This is a genomic window from Ruegeria sp. CDSA246, assembly GCF_059611225.1.
The window spans coordinates 105,585-124,181 of sequence record NZ_JBXWPD010000005.1 but is presented as its reverse complement, the minus strand read 5'-3'; the positions used below and the strand labels follow the sequence as shown (position 1 = coordinate 124,181).

15 protein-coding genes are annotated in these 18,597 nt (G+C 57.9%); 4 read left to right on the top strand and 11 right to left on the bottom strand.

Features of this window, described 5'->3' with window-relative positions:
* Positions 1-128: 128 nt before the first annotated feature.
* The 5 genes from AC2FI9_RS07895 to yajC are packed head-to-tail and all read right to left on the bottom strand — an operon-like array spanning position 129 to position 4,190.
* On the bottom strand, positions 129-482 hold the full coding sequence (locus AC2FI9_RS07895) for an Mth938-like domain-containing protein (RefSeq protein WP_496723503.1): 354 nt from the start codon (positions 480-482) through the stop codon (positions 129-131).
* Entirely contained in the window at positions 469-1,239 is a 771-nt protein-coding gene (locus tag AC2FI9_RS07890) for a sulfite exporter TauE/SafE family protein (protein ID WP_496766947.1), read from the bottom strand. The genes AC2FI9_RS07895 and AC2FI9_RS07890 overlap by 14 nt, the downstream gene beginning before the upstream one ends.
* Positions 1,232-2,206, bottom strand: a complete 975-nt coding sequence (gene secF / locus AC2FI9_RS07885; protein WP_058277475.1) for a protein translocase subunit SecF — start codon at positions 2,204-2,206, stop codon at positions 1,232-1,234. Before secF ends, AC2FI9_RS07890 begins: the two co-directional genes overlap by 8 nt.
* Position 2,207: 1 nt before the next feature.
* Positions 2,208-3,869 (bottom strand): protein translocase subunit SecD, encoded by a 1,662-nt coding sequence (secD, locus tag AC2FI9_RS07880; RefSeq protein WP_496766946.1) that lies wholly within the window; start codon positions 3,867-3,869, stop codon positions 2,208-2,210.
* 33 nt (positions 3,870-3,902) lie between these two features.
* Complete coding sequence (yajC, locus tag AC2FI9_RS07875) at positions 3,903-4,190, bottom strand: preprotein translocase subunit YajC (RefSeq protein ID WP_058274044.1); 288 nt, start codon at positions 4,188-4,190, stop codon at positions 3,903-3,905.
* A 201-nt stretch (positions 4,191-4,391) separates the two neighbouring features.
* Between yajC and AC2FI9_RS07870 the strand changes: the two genes are divergently transcribed.
* Entirely contained in the window at positions 4,392-6,056 is a 1,665-nt protein-coding gene (locus AC2FI9_RS07870) for a mechanosensitive ion channel family protein (RefSeq protein ID WP_496766945.1), read from the top strand.
* 72 nt (positions 6,057-6,128) lie between these two features.
* Positions 6,129-7,421: a serine--tRNA ligase gene (gene serS / locus AC2FI9_RS07865; protein WP_496766944.1), complete on the top strand. Its 1,293-nt coding sequence runs from the start codon at positions 6,129-6,131 to the stop codon at positions 7,419-7,421.
* A gap of 54 nt (positions 7,422-7,475) precedes the next feature.
* On the opposite strand, the gene AC2FI9_RS07860 is transcribed toward serS, so the two are convergent.
* The 5 genes from AC2FI9_RS07860 to AC2FI9_RS07840 all read right to left on the bottom strand — a co-directional run bounded on the left by AC2FI9_RS07860 (position 7,476) and on the right by AC2FI9_RS07840 (position 12,874).
* Positions 7,476-8,084 carry a helix-hairpin-helix domain-containing protein gene (locus tag AC2FI9_RS07860; protein ID WP_496766943.1) on the bottom strand — a complete coding sequence of 203 codons (609 nt, stop codon included), beginning with the start codon at positions 8,082-8,084 and terminating at the stop codon, positions 7,476-7,478.
* A gap of 91 nt (positions 8,085-8,175) precedes the next feature.
* On the bottom strand, positions 8,176-9,162 hold the full coding sequence (locus tag AC2FI9_RS07855; RefSeq protein WP_496766942.1) for a fatty acid desaturase: 987 nt from the start codon (positions 9,160-9,162) through the stop codon (positions 8,176-8,178).
* 163 nt (positions 9,163-9,325) lie between these two features.
* Complete coding sequence (der, locus tag AC2FI9_RS07850) at positions 9,326-10,789, bottom strand: ribosome biogenesis GTPase Der (protein WP_496740460.1); 1,464 nt, start codon at positions 10,787-10,789, stop codon at positions 9,326-9,328.
* A gap of 48 nt (positions 10,790-10,837) precedes the next feature.
* Positions 10,838-12,160, bottom strand: coding sequence for a PQQ-like beta-propeller repeat protein (locus AC2FI9_RS07845; protein WP_496766941.1), 1,323 nt, complete (start codon positions 12,158-12,160; stop codon positions 10,838-10,840).
* 42 nt (positions 12,161-12,202) lie between these two features.
* On the bottom strand, positions 12,203-12,874 hold the full coding sequence (locus AC2FI9_RS07840; protein WP_496766940.1) for a hypothetical protein: 672 nt from the start codon (positions 12,872-12,874) through the stop codon (positions 12,203-12,205).
* A gap of 225 nt (positions 12,875-13,099) precedes the next feature.
* Here AC2FI9_RS07840 and AC2FI9_RS07835 point away from each other — a divergent pair, with 225 nt between their 5' ends.
* On the top strand, positions 13,100-14,332 hold the full coding sequence (locus AC2FI9_RS07835) for an efflux RND transporter periplasmic adaptor subunit (RefSeq protein WP_496766939.1): 1,233 nt from the start codon (positions 13,100-13,102) through the stop codon (positions 14,330-14,332).
* Positions 14,329-18,126 (top strand): efflux RND transporter permease subunit, encoded by a 3,798-nt coding sequence (locus AC2FI9_RS07830; protein ID WP_496766938.1) that lies wholly within the window; start codon positions 14,329-14,331, stop codon positions 18,124-18,126. Before AC2FI9_RS07835 ends, AC2FI9_RS07830 begins: the two co-directional genes overlap by 4 nt.
* Before the next feature lie 59 nt (positions 18,127-18,185).
* Here AC2FI9_RS07830 and AC2FI9_RS07825 read toward each other — a convergent pair whose 3' ends face one another.
* Positions 18,186-18,509: a hypothetical protein gene (locus tag AC2FI9_RS07825; protein ID WP_496740465.1), complete on the bottom strand. Its 324-nt coding sequence runs from the start codon at positions 18,507-18,509 to the stop codon at positions 18,186-18,188.
* Positions 18,510-18,597: the final 88 nt, after the last annotated feature.

Genomic DNA, 18,597 nt, shown 5'->3' with positions numbered 1-18,597 from the left:
TTGCGCATAGGGGCAAAAGGCGGGATTTGCCGCAGGGCAATGCCCGAGCCGCTGTCGGATAAGCATGAAAATGAGGGGGCAGCCCTTCGCGCTCCTGGGATATTTTTGGCCAGATGAAACGGATCCCGTCAGGTGGGAAGCAAAGCCAGCGCGATGCGACGGCCTTCGGAGAGCAGTACATTATAAGTCCGGCAGGCTGCAGGTGAGTTCATGATCTCAACGCCCATGCCGGCCTGCTCGAGCGCCGCTCGAAGGTCAGAGGGGATGTGGGCCAGATCAGCGCCCGTTCCGATCAACAGGACATCCACATGCCCAGCCAATGCAAGCAAAGAGGATTGATCGTCGTATCCGCCCCAACCAGTGGTGCCCGATGGACCGGTTAGAACCGCCCCTTGGTGAACCTGGCCACCAATACGGAAAAAGCCGGGCCCGTAGCCATCAACCGGTGTTGCGTTGTTATATGTGATCTCATTCAACCGCATGGATATCTTCTATGCCCCAAAGCGGCAGGCCCGACAAGGCAGCAAGGGCGATGACCACATAAGCCGCGGCACGGTAGAGCTTTGCCCTTTCCGGATTGAATAGCCATCCGCCCAGCCAATTGCCCAGAAGGTTCGGGGCGGACAGAGCCAAACCCAAAACGACACTGTCGAGGGTCACACGCCCCATGCCGGACAGGAAGCCAAAGATGAGAAAATCGAATCCAAAAAGGAACAGCAGGATTGTGGCCCGGATAACCTCTACAGGAAGTGGGCGAGACATGTAGAACAAGATCACCGCCGGTCCAGGCAACCCAGCGACGCCACCGAGAAAGCCCGCAGCGCCACCGATTGCGGTCACCATCGCGCGCCGCACGCGGCCTTGATAGCGTAATCCGAGGATCAGGATTGCAAGCATGAATAAGGCCAGAAAGCTGACCGCGTATCGAAAAACCTCAGGTTCGACCTGCGTAAGGACCCACAGGCCAACGGGCAGGACCAGGGCGCAGCCCAGCAGTAACCGTGCCAGGTCGCCGCGGTCCACGACGCGCCACGTCCGTCGCAGGTTGGGGAGTGGCCCGAAGATATCCATGATCGTCAGTCCGATCAGCGCCCCAAACGGGCCGAGGAACGGTGTGGCCAGAGGTAAAAAAATCAGCGCGGTGCCAAAGCCGGAAAACCCGCGAACGATGCCACCCAGTGTCGCTGCAAAAAGTATAACGGCCAGCCCCGTGGGGGACTGGCCGAGAAGATCAGGCATCCACATTTGCGAACTGGTTGCCCGCGTTGTTGGACGGCTTCGACCAGTCGCGCTTGACGCCCAGCCACAGCAGGATGGTCGAGGCCACAAAGACCGAGGAATACGTCCCTACGATCACGCCCCAGATCATCGCGAAAACAAAGCCGCGGATCACGTCCCCGCCCAGCACATAAAGCGAGATCAGCGCTAACAGGGTGGTAACCGAGGTCATCACCGTCCGGCTGAGCGTTTCGTTGATCGAGATGTTCAGAACCTCTTTCAGGTCCTTTTTCTTGTATTTCCGCAGGTTCTCGCGAACACGGTCAAAGACGACCACGGTGTCGTTCAGCGAATACCCCACGATGGTCAGCAATGCCGCGATGATGGCCAGATCGAACCGGATTTGCAGTTCCGAGAAGATGCCGATGGTGAGGATTACGTCGTGAACCAATGCGGCCACCGCGCCCAAGGCGAACTGCCATTCGAAACGCAGCCAGATATATACCAGCACCGCCCCGATCGCCAACACCACCGCGATAACCGCAGTTTGGATCAGCTCACCGGAGACTTTGGGGCCGACGGATTCAACGCTTTCAAATGGTAATTTGAGGCCTGGATCAGCAGCGGCAAGCACCTCGCCGACCTGAGTGATCACGTCCGATGTAACTGCCTCGGCGTCTTCTTGCGCTTGGATACGGATCATCGCGACATTCTCATCCGGTCCAAAGTTTGGATCGAAGATCTCTGTGATTGTCACATCCCCCAATTCCAACGGGGCAAGGGCGTCACGATAAACTCCAACATCAATCTCTTGGGTGCTTTGCGTCCGGATCGTCGTGCCACCGCGGAAGTCGATGCCGAAGTTCAGCCCCTGAAGCATGAAGGACGTGAACGCCACGATCATCATCAAGGCCGAGATACCCAGCCAGATTTTCCAGCGGCTGAAGAAATCGAACGAGGTATTCTGGGGTACGAGTTTCAGTCTCATGTCAAACCTCGATCATTTTCGGGCGGCGGCGTTCAAACCAGATGACGATCATCAGACGCGTCACGAAGATCGCGGTGAAGACCGAGGTCAGAATGCCCAGACCCAACGTGATGGCAAAACCGCGCACCGGACCGCTGCCCATGGCAAACAGGATTACAGCGGTGATGAAAGTGGTCACGTTTGCGTCCAGAATGGCCGACAACGCCTTTTCATAACCCAGTTCGATCGCGCGCGCCGGGCCTCTGGCGGATTTCAGTTCTTCGCGGATACGTTCAAAGATCAGCACGTTGGCATCCACCGCCATACCAACCGTCAGTACGATACCAGCGATACCAGGCAGTGTCAGGGTCGCTCCGATCAAGGACAGCAGGCCAAACAGCAGGCCCACGTTGATGATCAGAGCGATGTTGGCAAAGATACCAAACAGGCCGTAGCTGAGCGCCATGAAAACCAGCACTGCGGCAAAGGCTACGATCGTCGCGACCTTACCGGCATCAATGCTGTCCTGACCCAATTCCGGACCAATGGTCCGTTCCTCGAGGAACTCCAGCCCCGCTGGCAAAGCACCTGCGCGCAACAGAACAGCCAGATTGGTGCTTTCTTCAACGGTGAAGTTGCCGGTGATGATGCCCGAACCGCCGGGAATGTGGCTTTGAATAACAGGGGCCGAGATGACCTCATCATCAAGAATGATTGCGAACGGCTGGCCGATATTTTCCAGCGTATAGTCGCCGAACTTGCGCGCCCCAGATGTGTTGAACCGGAAGCTGACCGCTGGGCGACCGTTCTGGTCGAAGGCTGGCTGCGCGTCCACCAGCTCTTCGCCGGTGACGACTGGGGCCGCCTCGACTGTGTAAAACAAACCGGTTTCGTCGATGGAGGGGAGGACCTGTTCGCCAATCCCCGGCACTGCGTCCGGGTTGGTACCCCGCCCCACTACGGGATTGAATGTCAGCTGAGCGGTGGTGCCGATGATCTCTTTCAGTTCACCAGCACTGCCGATACCCGGCACCTGAATAAGGATACGATCCGCACCCTGACGTTGGATCGTGGGTTCACGCGTTCCAACCTCGTCAATACGGCGGCGCACAATCTCAAGCGACTGGCGCACAGTGCGGTCGTCTGTGGCAAGTTTTTCCGCCTCTGACAGTTGAACGACGATTGTGTCGCCCTCAGCCCGTGCCTCGATATCGGTTGCACCTACACCGGTCAGGGTTTGCACCTGACGGGCCAGGCCGCGCACAACTTCAAGCGCGCGGGACATGCCCTCGGGCTGGCTGATGCGCACCCGAATCTCGTCCGGGGCCGACTCTTGTTTGCGGATGGTGCCAACCGTGGCGCGCTCATCCCGCAGTGCATCGCGAATTTCGGGCCACATGGCCTCCATCCGGGATTCGTACACATCGCCGACCTGAACTTCGGCCAACAGATGCGCACCACCGCGCAGATCGAGGCCCAGATTGACCAGCGACGACGGCAGCCAGTTCGGCCATTGCGCCGCCTCGGCCTGCATTTCGGGAGTGTCGATACCAAGCTCAATTGCGGCCTTGGCATCGTTGGATTGCTCGACGCGCGTATAAAACGCATTCGGCAGGGCAAGGATCAGACCGATCACGCAGACCAGCCAGATCAGAACCCGCTTCCAGGTATCAATTTGCAGCATTACCCTGCCTTTTCAAGGAATTGTGGCGCGAAGTTACTTCGCGGGCTCAGTCTTGTTCAGAACCTGCGCAATGGTCGACTTGACCACACGAACCTTCACACCCTCGGCGATTTCAACTTCGATCTCGTTGTCGCCTTCCTTGACCTTGGACACCTTGCCGATCATTCCACCCTGCGTGACAACCTGATCGCCGCGACGCACGGCTTCGACCATGGCCTGATGTTGCTTCATCTTTTTTTGCTGCGGACGGATCAGCAGAAAATACATGATCGCGAAGATCAGGATCAGCGGGAGAAACTGGGCGATTGCGCCACCTTCCATGGGATATTCCTTTGTTTTGGTGCTGCGGAAATGCTCCGCAAATTTGGCGGGAACCTATGCTCTGAATTGCGCCTTTGCAAGCGAAGGCAACGCTGTACACCGCCCTGACCCGGCCACAGTGCACAAAGAACAAGCCAGGCGTTGCAGATATGTCCTAGGCACCTCGCTGAAACTGGGTATAGTTCGGGTTAAGGGGGACATATGGCAAGGCAATTCAAGCCCTTCCTTTTGCTGGTTTATTTTCTGACGGCCCTGGCGTCCAGCCTTTGGTTTTCAGACGTCGTACTGGCACAGGAAACACCGACGGAGCCCCTTGCTTCTGACGGGGCGGACTCGGACAGTTTCGTGGCGCCGGTCATCGTGGACGGGGACGTATTGTTCCAGGTCCGGGGATCCAGTGCCCTGCCCGCGCCAGAGCGGGCGGAAGACGTTCAGGACAAGATCATCGAAATCGCCGAAGCCTCGGATGCACTGACGGTTGAGGTGACATACGAAGAGACCGAGTTCGGCATTTGGACTCTGGCCGATGGCGAGAGAGTTTCGATCGTCACCGAAGCCGATGCCGAGTTGGATCAGATGGAGCTTAGCGTTCTAAGCGTTTTGCACGGGAACGCGATCAAACAATCCATCGAAGACTACCGCGCCAACCGCACCGATCGGGCGCGCGTGTCCGGTGCAATTGAGGCAGTGGCATGGACCATTGGTTTTGTGGCGTTTGTGGTGGCAATCCTGTGGGTGCACCGTCGGATTCGACGGAAGACATTAAAGTTTGTCTCACTTCACCTCAAGGACGTGGAAACTGCCACAGCCAAAAGCGTTCAGGCCGAAGCGATCGCTGCGCTGGTACGATATGGGCTGAACTTCGTTCTGCTTATCATCTTCTTTCTCGGCTTTTATTACTACCTCTCGTTTGTTCTGCTGGCTTTCGCCGAAACCCGCTATTTTGCGCAGCTATTGCTGACCTATCTGACCGAGCCGGTACTGCTGATCTTCAAAGGCATTATCAGTTACATCCCCAATTTAATCATGTTGGGCCTGATTTCTTGGGTGGCGCTGTACATCATTAAGGGGATGCGGGTGTTCTTCGACGCGGTCGAAGCGGGTTCCTTCGACATGGGCGATTTCGAAAAGCACTGGGTCAGCCCAACCTTCAACATTGCCCGTGTTGTGGTGATCATGATCGCCCTGGTCTTTGCCGTTCCCTACATCCCCGGGTCCGACTCGGCGGCGTTCCAGGGATTGACGATCCTGGTGGGCGCCATGCTGTCGCTGGGTGCAAACTCTGTCGTCTCAAACATGCTAGCCGGCCTGTTCGTGATCTATCGTCGCTCGACCTCGATCGGGGACCGGATTCAGATCGGCGACCACATCGGCGATGTGGTTCAGATCAAACTGATGGAGACGCATCTGAAATCTATCAAGAACGAACTGATCTCGATCCCAAACGCGCAACTGATGAATTCGGATGTGGTGAACTTCTCGAAGAAAACGGACGGCAGCGGTCTGCTGCTGCACACCACGGTTGGCATCGGCTATGAAGAGCCGCCCGAGAAGGTCGAGGCGATGCTGATTGAGGCCGCCAACCGAACCAAAGGCATCAAGGCCAAGCCTGAACCCTTTGTTTTGTGGACCGCATTGGCGGATTACGCGATCAACTATCAGATCAACGGCTATACGACCCGTGGCAGCATCATTCCGAAAATCCGGTCAGACCTGCATCGCAATATCGTAGCCGTGTTCAATGAAAACGGTGTGCAGATCATGACGCCCTCTTACATGGCTGATCCACCTGATCCCAAGATCCCGACCGAGCATTGGGATGGCCATCTGGCGCATGAAACACACGCGGATGCCGATAAGTCGTAACCGGCGCTACACCCTGCCTTTCAGATGGTGCATAAGCGGTTTCAGTGATTCACGCATTTAAGGATCTGAACCATGCACGACATCCGCGCCATTCGCGAAAACCCCGCCGCCTTCGACGCCGCACTTGCGCGCCGTGGGGACGCGCCGGTGTCGTCAGATTTGCTAAGGTTGGACGAAAGCCGCCGGGCCAAGATTCAGGCCGCAGAAACGGCACAAGCCGAACAGAACAAGGCCAGCAAAGAAGTCGGTGCCGCCAAGGGGCGCGGCGACGAGGCTGAATTTCAACGCCTGCGCGCGCTGGTCGCGGAAAAAAAGGCCGAAATCGCCCAGATGCAGACCGAGGCCAAGGATCTGGACGCACTGCTGACTGATCAACTGATCCGCATCCCGAACCTGCCCGCCGAGGACGCGCCAGAAGGTGCGGACGAGAACGACAATGTCGAGGTCAACCGCTGGGGCACTCCGCGTGAGTTGGATTTTGCACCGAAAGAGCACTTTGAAATCGAAGCCGTTCAGAACGGCATGGATTTTGAAACGGCGGCAAAGCTGTCCGGCTCGCGCTTTGTCCTGTTGTCCGGTGGTGTTGCCCGCATTCACCGTGCGCTGGCGCAGTTCATGCTGGACACGCACATCAACGAAAACGAACTGACCGAGGTGAACGGCCCGGTTCTGGTTCTGTCCGAGATGATGCAGGGCACAGGCCAATTGCCGAAGTTTGGCGAAGACAGCTATCAGACCCGTGAAGGCTGGTGGCTGATCCCGACGTCCGAGGTGTCGCTGACCAATATCGTCAACGACACGATGATCGAAGAAAGCTATCTGCCCCGCCGCTACACCGCGCATTCCCTGTGCTTCCGGTCTGAGGCCGGATCGGCCGGCAAAGACACGCGCGGCATGTTGCGCCAGCACCAGTTCGAAAAGGTCGAAATGGTCTCGGTCACCCATCCTGACAAGTCAGATGATGAGCAGAAACGCATGCTGCGCTGTGCCGAGGGTATTCTGGAACAGCTGGGCATCCCCTATCGCACAGTGATCTTGTGCACAGGCGATATGGGCTTTGGTGCGCGCCGAACCTTTGACATCGAGGCCTGGCTCCCGGGTCAGGATACGTACCGTGAGATCAGCTCGGTCTCGACCTGTGGTGATTTTCAGGCACGTCGGATGAATGCGCGCTTCCGGCCCGAAGGTGGCGGCAAACCGGAATATGTTCACACGCTGAACGGATCGGGCCTTGCCGTTGGCCGATGCCTGATCGCAGTGCTGGAAAACGGCCAGAACGCAGACGGTACCGTCACCCTGCCCAAGGTTCTGGCCCCCTATCTGGGCGGCAAGCTGACGCTGCAACTGGACGGCACGCTGGCATAAAAAAACCGGCGGCCAACAGGGCGCCGGTTCAAGAGGGTTAAGGTCGGAGAAGGGTTACTTCTTCGCCTTTTTCTTATCCTTCTTCTTGTCTTTTTTCTTATCTTTCTTCTTGTCCGTCTTGTCGGCCTTTTTCTTTTTGTCTTTCTTTTTATCTTTCTTCGCCTTGGCCTTCACCTTGTCCTTGGCTTTCGAGAAGACGGCTTCCATCTCCTGAAGCTTTTTAGCGGCCTTTTCAGCCTTGGCTTTGGCCTTGGCCTTCTTCTTTGCCTTGGCTTCTGCCAGTTCGGCTGCGGCCTTTTCCTCAGCCGCTTTGCGCGCAGCCTCTTCCGCCCGTTTCTCGGCAGCGGCGGCGGCAATGGTCTTGCGGGTCGCTGGTCGGCGCACTGCGGGTTTTCTGGCAGGTGCGCGGCGCGTTCCTCTTTTAGCAGCAGGTTGCTTGGCGGCAGGCTTGGCCGCGGCGGGCTTGGCGGCTGCCGGTTTCGCCGCAATCGCCTCTTTCGCGGCGGCGATCAAAACGGCTGCGCGGGCTTTGCCGATACGAGGAACTTTGACCAGTGCAGCGGGGGTTGCCTTGGCAACGGCTTCAGCGGTTTTGAAACCGTTGGCGGTAAGTGACTTTCCTAGCCCCTCTCCAACGCCTTTTATTGCGGTCACTGCGGTCATTCTTTGTCCTTTCCGATTTTCCCTGCATTATCTTATGTATACCAGAAACACGCTCTCACAAGCCAGTGCTCAGAGTTGCAGGTCATTTGTGTCAGCTACTGTGTGCAAGGTTACCGGATTGATCTTTTCCGGGAAACGGAACAAGCCGCTTGGCGTCTTCGTCCCACAGTTTCAGGTTCAAAGCCGCGACTGCCTCGGGGAATTTGATCCGGCGCGGCGTGAATTCGGGCGGTAGGTTATAGTGGCATGCACGCAGCCGATATGACGGAATACGCGCATTGAAATGGTGGATGTCGTGCAGCGTGATGCAGGCAACCGCATTGTCGAACCACCACCCGAAATCCAGCGCCGATGATCCCTGCAGCGCGGCCAGTTGCGGGTCCAGATCCGGACGGCGATCCCAATACGTGTCCTCGAAATTGTGCTGTAGATAGACCAGAAAAACACCCAGCATCCCGCCCAACAAAGAGAATACCAACCACACCAGAATACCCATGGTGCCGGCGATCAAATACAGAAGGCCAAGAAATACGATGATCGACAAGTTGTGTAGCAATACGCCCTTCACGCCAAACCGAACCGTGTTCTTGGGCCACCGGTAGCGGATGAAATACGTGAACAGCGCCCCAGCCGGAACCAGGATGAAGGGATTTCGGTAGAGCCTGTAAAACAAGCGCCCTTTCCAATCCGCCTTGTTCCATTCCCGCACGGTCATTGTGTGGATTTCGCCCGTCTCGCGGTGCTCGAGATTGCCGATACCGGCGTGGTGCAGGTTGTGATTCTGTTTCATCACCTCGAAAGGCGCAAAGGTGAACGGCGAAAGCCCGTGCCCCGCCCACTCGTTTTGGTGACGTGTTTCAAACAGCGAGTGATGCCCGCAATCGTGCTGAAGCACGTACAGGCGCACCGCCGAAAAGGCAAAGACGACCCCGGCCGGGATCATGACATACCAGCGATCCACAAAGGCAATCGCCAGCGCTAGCGATGTGAAATACATCGCGAAGGTTCCAAAATAGCTCAGCGCGGCCAATCTGTTGTCCTGAACCGCGTATTGCCGAGTGTATTCCCTCAGATCCATCCAGCCGCTCCTCACGTTGGTCAGGTCCAATGGTTGTCAAAAACTGGTGCGGAAGCTCCGCGTGAAATTACGCGCGCACAAAACAGATGCACGCCAGTGAATGCTAGCGTGGGGAATTGGGGCTGTCACGCCCCTCAGCCGAAAATGCTGAAAATTGGCGCAGTTACGCGCGACCCTTGAGATGTTTGGCCAAGGCACCCGCGTTTTTCTTACGGCGTCCCTTGTACGGGTTCTTGTCCCCCTGTCCGCGCAAAGTCAGGCGGATCGGAGTACCGGGCATGTCAAAAGATTCGCGCAGACCGTTGACCAGATACCGGGTGTAACTGGCTGGCATTTTGTCAGGATGCGAACACATGACAACAAAGCCCGGCGGACGGGTTTTGGCCTGTGTCATGTAACGCAGCTTGATCCGGCGACCTTGCGGGGCTGGCGGCGGGTGCTGTTCCAACATGGCCGTCAGCCAGCGGTTCAGCGCGGCCGTCGGCACACGGCGGTTCCAAATGTCATGGGCCCGCAGAATCGCGGCGCGCAGGCGCTCTAGCCCCCGGCCCGTTTTTGCCGAGACCGTCACCAGCGGTGCGCCACGCAATTGAGGCAGCAAGCGCTCGAACGACTCTTTCAGATCCCGCAGCTTTTCCTGTTTATCTTCTTCGATGTCCCATTTGTTGATGGCGACAACAACGGCACGACCCTCGCGCTCGGCCAGATCGGCAATACGCAGGTCCTGCTGTTCGAAGGGAATGGCCGCATCCAGCAGAACCACCACCACTTCGGCAAATTTCACGGCACGCAGACCATCCGAGACTGAAAGCTTTTCAAGCTTTTCCTGCACCTTGGCTTTTTTGCGCATACCGGCGGTATCAAAGATACGCATCGGTGTGCTGTCTCCGTCCGGGTCGGCCCAATCGATCCGCAGACTGATGGCATCGCGCGTAATACCGGCCTCTGGCCCGGTCAGTAGGCGGTCTTCGCCAATGATCTTGTTGATCAATGTGGATTTACCGGCATTCGGGCGGCCAACAACTGCCACCTGCAACGGCTTTTCAGCGCTGATCAGGGGCGTCTCGCCCTCGCCGTCCTCATCCAGTTCGATATCGGTTTCCGGTGCATCCTCGACCGCCTTTTCCTCAGCGGCATCGGCCAATGGCATAAGCTGGGAATAAAGATCGGTCATTCCCTCGCCATGCTCGCCCGACAGGCGCACCGGCTCACCCAGGCCAAGGTTATAGGCTTCAAGCACACCCGCATCCGCTGCGTTTCCTTCGGCCTTGTTGGCCGCGAGGATCACGTGTTTGGAACGTTTGCGCAGAATCTCGGCAAACAGTTCGTCGGTCGGCGTGACCCCAACGCGCGCGTCAATCATGAACAGACAGACATCTGCCATGTCCACCGCACGCTCGGTCAGGCGGCGCATGCGGCCCTCAAGGCTGTCGTCGGTTGCGTCTTCAAGCCCCGCAGTGTCGATCACGGTAAAGCGCAGATCCCCCAGACGCCCTTGGCCTTCGCGCAGGTCGCGCGTCACGCCGGGCTGGTCGTCGACCAAAGCCAGACGTTTGCCCACAAGGCGATTGAACAGGGTGGATTTGCCCACATTCGGGCGCCCCACGATGGCGAGGGTCAGCGACATGATACTCAACTTTCAAGACTCAGACGCGCCCTTTAGCGCATCTTGTGGTCAACGGAAAGCGTGCAAATCACCTTTGGTCGACACGACGTACAGTGTTTGGCCCGCCACAACCGGTGCCGTGGTCGCGCCACCTGGCACTTCGACACGGTTCACCAGTGCTCCGTCAACAGGGCTGAAGAACCGAACATAGCCATCGTTCGAGGCGATGACGATGCGCCCACCCGCCATGATCGGACCATAATGCGCGTAGACCGCCCCCCGACGTCCCGGCTTATCCTTGACAAAACCCGGCAGGTCCTGCGCCCAAACAATCGCTCCGGTCGCGGCGTCTAGTCGGACCAGTTGGCTGCGATCACTGATCAGGAAAATACTGTTGCCAGCGGCCCAGACCGTATCGACGGCCCCTTCGTCTGCGGTCCACATCCGTTCGCCGGAATTGGCGTCAAACGCGACCGTGCGCCCGGAATGGTTGCCGATATAGATCTTATCGCCCACCACCATTGGCCCACCGGTTACATCGACGATCTGCGCCGCCGCACGTCCGCGACGTCCCCCGGCTACTGATGCGTTCCAGCGGCGAATACCCCCCCGACGGAACGTCGCTGCGACATCACCCGAGCCAAAGGCGAACACGGAAAAATCTGATGCTATCACTGGCGCCGGCGCACCCAGAACGTTTCCAACGCTTGGGGTGCCCTGAATTTGCCAGGCAATGCGGCCGTCCTTGGTGTTGACCGCCCAGCCAGTTTCGTCACCAGCCACCAGATACAGCAGACCGTTGCTGACCAATGGCGCGCCGCTGCCGGTCGCGTTCAACCTTTTTTGCCAACGAACTGCACCGGTTTTGGCATCCAGCGCTGTCAGGCGGCCGTAACCGGAAGACACATAAAGCACACCGTTGTCATAGGCCATGCCGCCACCCGTGGCATCCGAGTCGCCATCACTTGGCGGAATAAGATCGGTGTTCCAAACGACCTGCCCTTGCGGCGACACGGCAGACACCGTTGCGCCGGCATCAAGCGTGTAGATCAACCCGCCCGCAACAACGGGATCAGCCGTGATCCGCTGCTTGCGCGAGTCACCCTGACCGATTGAAGCGGACCAAATGCGCTGCGGTGTTGCGCGCAACTGTGCATTGGTGGTCCGGAACGCGGCCGTGCCCGGGCTTTGCGGCCAACTCGCGTTGGCTCTTTGCGCCGGAAGGCTGATCGGTTTTGAGCCGCGGGTTTCCACCGTTTCGGTATCGGCAGCAGGCCGGATATCTTCTCGCGGTCCCGGCAAGATAACCTCGGGTTCCCGGCAGGCGGCGACCAAGGTCAATGAAAGGGCTGCCATCGACAATCCAATACGGGAGAATAGACTTGCTACCATGATATTCCGAACTCGCCTGTAAGTTTTCCTGCCGCCACCGGATCAGCCCTGTTGGGCGATCAGTGGCTCTGGTTCACCGCCCAGCGCTACAATCAACTGAGCCGCACGCTGTTGCAGATCCACGCCAATTTCTGCGTCCTGACGCAAGGCCTGAAGCCGCGTGATGGCCGCGTCAACATTGCCCTCGGACACATCGATCAGGGCCAATTGTTCTTCGGCCAGCAACCGCAGCGGAGCACCCGGCGCAGCCAACGCTTCGAATTGAAGACGGCGATCGGCTGCAGGCAGAGTTTCGCTCTGCAGCAGCAGCGCCTTAAATGCCGCGATCGCGCGATAGATTTCCGGCAGATCCCCTTGGGACGCAATGGCATTCAGGCTGGCAACCGCATCCTGCTCTGATCCGGCCTCAACCTGAGAGGCCGACAACAGCATGTTAAGAACCGCATCCCCACCCGGCGATTGTGTTTCGACGGCGGCAAGACTAGCTGCACGGTCTTCTGACTGATTCTGTGCCAGCGCCGCCAGGATTGAATCACCCAAATCCTGCGCCTGACTGGTAGCGCGCGACTTGCGGACTTCATTGAACGCAGCACCGCCCACGATCAGGACAACCACAAGCACACCGACCCAACCCCATCTGCGCAATAGCAAGAACAGACGGTCCCGGCGCACCTCTTCGGTCACCTCATCAATAAAACTGTCGACGTCGCTCATCCCTGCCCTCCGGGGCTGCATCCTTGGTGTATGGCGCCATGTCATACCCCGGCGCAATCGCCAAGCCAAGAGCCCGATTTTTTACAATCCCGCCGGTGGCCTGCCCTCTTGTAGAAAAAAATAAACCGAACTATTCAGTTTAGTGTGGAAACGATACATAATCGTCCCCACTTTCTAGCATGACCGCAAAAAATATGTGGCGCAGAATTCTGGGAGTAGTCCTGCATGCGATTGATTTCATTAGTAAACGCCGCTTTGGTTATTGTTGTTTTGTTTTTTTTGGTTTTCGAACGGGACAGCCTGTTCTCTTTCGCCGGGCGCGCGGAAGCCGAGGCCAGCCCTGAGGTTGCCAGCGAATCTGGCGAAGTCGTGGACGTGGATCAGGCGACGATCGGCGTCGTTGCCGTAAGGTCAACTGCACGTGAAATTGACAGCGCCGTGTTGTTGCGGGGCCAGACCAAGGCCAATCGTCAGGTCGAAGTACTGGCCGAAACCACATCGACCGTCATCTCAGAGCCCAAGCGCAAAGGCACGTTCGTCGAAGCCGGCGATCTTCTGTGCGAGCTTGACCCAGGCACCCGCCCCGCCAGTCTGGCCGAAGCGAAGGCTGCCAAGTTAGAAGCCCAAAGCCGCATTCCAGAAGCCGAAGCCCGCCTGGAAGAAGCACATGCGCGTGTCGCCGAGGCCGAGATCAACCTGACGGCTGCGAATAAACTGTCTGACTCCGGGTTTGGATCTGAGACACGCAGAATCTCAAGCGAGGCGGCGATGAGAACCGCCGAGGCCGGTATCAAGACCGCCGAAGCCGGTCTTGAGGCCACCCGCGCCGGGATCGAAGCCGCAACTGCCGAGGTCAAAGCCGCGGAACGCGAAATCGATCGCCAGACGATCACAGCACCCTTCAAGGGATTGTTGGAAAGCGATACCGCAGAATTGGGCAGCTTGATGCAGCCCGGTGCGCTATGCGCGACCGTTATCCAACTGGACCCGATCAAGCTGGTGGGTTTTGTGCCAGAAACCGAGGTTAACCGCATCATCGTCGGAACCGAAGCCACGGCGCAGTTGGTCACTGGCCTGCAGGTTTCTGGTCGTGTGACATTCCTGAGCCGCTCGGCCGATGAAACAACCCGCACGTTCGAGGTCGAAATCACTGTTCCGAACCCGGAACTGGCCATTCGGGACGGCCAAACCGCCGACATCCGCATTTCGGCCGCCGGGGCCAAGGCGCATTTCCTGCCGCAATCGGCACTGACCCTGAGCAATAACGGTCAACTCGGTGTCCGCACCATTGGCCAGAGCAACGTGGTCGATTTCCAGCCCGTCGTTCTTCTGCGTGATTCAGCCGAAGGCGTTTGGGTCGGCGGCCTGCCCGAAACATTGGACGTGATCGTCATCGGGCAAGAGTTCGTGACCCGCGGCGTCACAGTTGAACCCACATATCGGGAAGCTTCGAAATGACTGGAATCGTCAGTTGGGCCGCCGGCCGGGCCAGAATGGTTCTGGCCTTCATCGCCATCTCATTGGTGGTTGGCGGCTTTGCCTATGTCAGCCTGCCGAAAGAAGGCGAGCCCGACATTGAAATCCCTGCCCTGTTTGTCTCGGTTCAGTTTCCGGGCATCTCAGCCGAGGACTCGGAAAATCTGTTGGTCAAACCAATGGAGACCGAACTTGCTGACCTAGATGGGCTGAAAGAGATGACCTCGACCGCCGCCGAAGGGTATGCGGGCGTGGCGCTGGAGTTCGATTTCGGCTGGGACAAGACCGCGATCATGGCTGATGTGCGCGACGCGATGAACAGCGCGCAGGCCGAATTCCCCGACGGAGCCGAGCAATACTCGCTGACCGAGATCAATTTCTCAGAGTTCCCAATCGTTATCGTCAACCTGACGGGTGCAGTCCCCGAGCGCACTATGGCGCGAGTCGCCAAGGCGTTGCAGGACGACCTTGAGGCGATGGATTCGGTGCTCGAAGCCGGTATCGCGGGCAACCGCGACGAATTGCTTGAGGTCATTATCGACCCTCTTCGGCTTGAGGCATACAACGTCACCGCCGCCGAGCTTATCGACGTTGTGCGTAACAACAATCAGCTGATCGCTGCCGGTGAGGTCGAAACCGCACAGGGCACATTCTCGGTCAAGATCCCCTCTTCCTTCAAAACCGCGCAGGATGTTTATGGCCTGCCGGTCAAAGTGAATGGCGACCGGGTCGTCACCCTGGGGGAATTGGCGCAGATCAACTATACCTTTGAGGACCGCGAAGGCACTGCCCGTTTCAACGGCGAACAAACCGTCGCGTTGCAGGTGGTCAAGCGCAAGGGCTACAACCTGATCGACACAGTCGAGGGTGTGAAACAAACCATTGCCGCTGCGCAGGCCAAATGGCCGCCCGAGATGCAGGCCGCAATCCAGCTGGGCACCTCGAACGACCAAAGCCGCATCGTCGGTTCGATGGTCAGCCAGCTCGAAGGCTCGGTTCTGACGGCCATCGCACTGGTGATGATCGTTGTTCTGGCCTCTTTGGGCACACGCGCGGCATTGCTGGTGGGTTTTGCGATCCCGACCTCATTCCTGCTGTGTTTCGCCTTCCTGGCAGTCATGGGCATCAGCATCTCGAACATCGTGATGTTCGGCCTGATCCTTGCAGTGGGTATGCTCGTCGACGGGGCCATTGTTGTCGTGGAATACGCTGACCGGCGCATTAAAGAGGGCGTTGGCCCGATGCACGCCTATGTCGAGGCTGCGCAGCGTATGTTCTGGCCTATCGTGTCATCCACGGCCACAACCCTATGTGCCTTCCTGCCCATGCTGTTTTGGCCGGGTGTCCCGGGTGAATTCATGGGCATGCTGCCTGTCACGCTGATCTTCGTTCTGTCCGCTTCGTTGATCGTTGCACTGATCTATCTGCCTGTCATGGGTGGTGTTTCAGGCCGCCTGAGCCGCGTCTTTGACCGCACATCCGACTGGCTGCGCGCACGCACCCGGTGGTGGGTTCGTGCGGTTATGGTGCCGCCATCGCTGTACCTGATCTTCCTTGGTGCGATGCAACTGCTGAATCCGACCTATCTGTTGCCCGAAGGCGCATTCGGAGCAGTTCTGCTTGGTGCCTTCCTGTTTATTTTCGGAGCATTTGCTGGTTCTGTTACGTTGAGTGCCGCGAAAATCGAACGCGCGCCCGATCAGCATGTGCATACGGCGCGCGAACACACACCCTTTGGCTATGTCATCAAGTTCCTGGTCGGCAACCCGATCATGCCGATTGTTTCGATTGTCGTCATTGGCTTCGCTGTGATGTCAGTCATGACCGCATTTGGGAACAATAACCGGGGCGTAGAGTTCTTCGTCGAAAGCGAACCCGAGCAAGCCACGGCCTATGTTCGTGCACGTGGCAACATATCGCTGATCGAAAAGGACCAGATGGTACTGGCGGCCGAAGAAATTATCAGCGCGCACCCCGCAGTCGTGAACGTGTTTTCCTTTGCCGGAGAAGGCGGGCTCAACCAAAACAATGGAGGTGCGCAAGCACCGGCAGACACTGTCGGTCGCGTCCAGTTCGAAATCATCCCGTGGGAAGACCGGCCCAACGTGTCCGAACCGATCTTCGGCGGGTTGATCGACCGTGAAACGGTTGCCCCGGAATATGACGGTGACTTCGTGCTCGATCAGTTGAACGCCGAACTTGCAAAGATTCCGGGCTTCATCGTCGAAATCCTACCGCTGGAACAAGGCCCGGCCTCGGCCAAGCCCGTTCATCTGCGCATCAAGGCGGACGGCTGGGAAGAACTGAACTCAGCCACTGTTGCGGCCCGAAAGATGTTCGATGAAACACCCGGCCTGATCAAGATCGAAGACACCCTGCCCTTGCCCGGCATCGACTGGCAGATCGACGTGGATGTTGCCAAAGCGGGTCGTTTCGGCGCGGATGTGGCAACCGTCGGCGCGATGGTGCAACTGGTCACGCGCGGGCTGCTGCTGGGCGAAATGCGCCCCGACAGCGTGGACGAGGAAATCGAAATCCGCGTTCGCCTGCCCGACGAAGATCGGGTTTTGTCGACACTGGATACGCTCAAAGTGCGAACGCCTGATGGGCTAGTGCCTTTGTCGAACTTTGTCACCCGCAAGCCAGTGGCCAAACTGGCCGAGATCAACCGGATCAACCAGCAGCGCTATTACGATGTGAAGGCCGACGTTGAGCCGGGTCTGAGCAAAGTTGTGATAGATAATGCGGACGGCACGGAACAGCGGCTGGCAGTTGTGAGCGGCGTCGTGGAAGGTACAGAACCCACAGGCGCGATCATCACTGGACCGACCGGCAACAATTTCGAGCTTGTCATGTTGACGGGTGCGGGAGATGTCGATGCAGTGCGCGCCGATCTGGAATCTGGAAACGCCCGGATTAGCCTGATCAATGCCAACGAACGCATTGCAGTGCTGACCGAGTGGCTTGAAACCAATCCCTTCGGCAGCACCGTCAGTTGGGAATGGACCGGCGATCAGGAAGATCAGGCAGAAAGCCAGGCTTTCCTGTCCAGCGCTTTCTTGGCTGCTTTAGGCCTGATGTTTGTGATCCTGCTGGCGCAGTTCAACTCATTCTACAACTCGGTGCTGGTTCTGCTGGCCGTTGTGCTTTCGACCACCGGCGTTTTGATCGGGATGATGGTCATGCAGCAGCCTTTCTCGATCATCATGACCGGGACAGGGATTGTGGCCTTGGCGGGGATCGTGGTGAACAACAACATTGTTCTGATCGATACCTATCAGGAATACAGCCGGTATATGCCCCGGATCGAAGCGATCATCCGCACGGCAGAGGCGCGTATCCGCCCGGTTCTGCTGACCACCCTGACCACGATGGCCGGTTTGACGCCGATGATGTTCGGATTGTCGCTGGACTTCATCAATGGCGGCTACTCCATCGACAGCCCAACTGCGCTGTGGTGGAAACAGCTGGCTACGGCGGTTGTGTTCGGGCTGGGTATTGCAACGGTGCTGACCCTGATCGTGACGCCATCGTTCCTGGCGCTGCGGGTGTGGGTCACCACCTATGCGGTATGGCTGGCCAAGGCGCTGGCACGGGCCACTGCAGGTCGTTCCAGCCAAATCGCTCAGGATATGGCGGTTGGTCATGCTGCCCGTCAGGTACAGGCCACCGAGGTTGTCTGGGGGGATGAGACGCCGACCGCGCCCGCACCGGATGCAGACAAGGATGAGCGTCCCGATCACCCGCCAACGTCACCCCTAAAGGCGGCCGAGTAATGCAAATGGCGAACCGCAAGGTTCGCCATTTTTCTTCGCCAGGACTTAGTCTCTAAGACTTAGTCGGTGAATACATATTCACCCAAATCACACAGGTTTAGACCGAAGTCTTCAGCCGACGACCCATCGTCGAACGCCCCCCGAATATCGTAGACACATGTGGTCAGGCCATCCGCGATGACAACATCGATTTCATAATCGGGCGCGACATAGCCACCGCTCAGCAGGTTTCCCTCCCAGCTGCCGGAAGACCCAGGCGAGACATTGAACTCGACCAGATCCGCGCTGGATTCATTCACAACCAGAAATTCAAGATCCTCGGCAAATGCCGAAGTCGCCGTAAGAACAGTTGCGGCCAAGGCTGCTGCTGCACGCATTTTCATTAGATATTCCTTTAGTTAAGGTCCGGCCAAAGAACCTGGCACCGTGTCTTTAGGTGATTTGTCACCAAGGAAAATGAACGTCAAATTA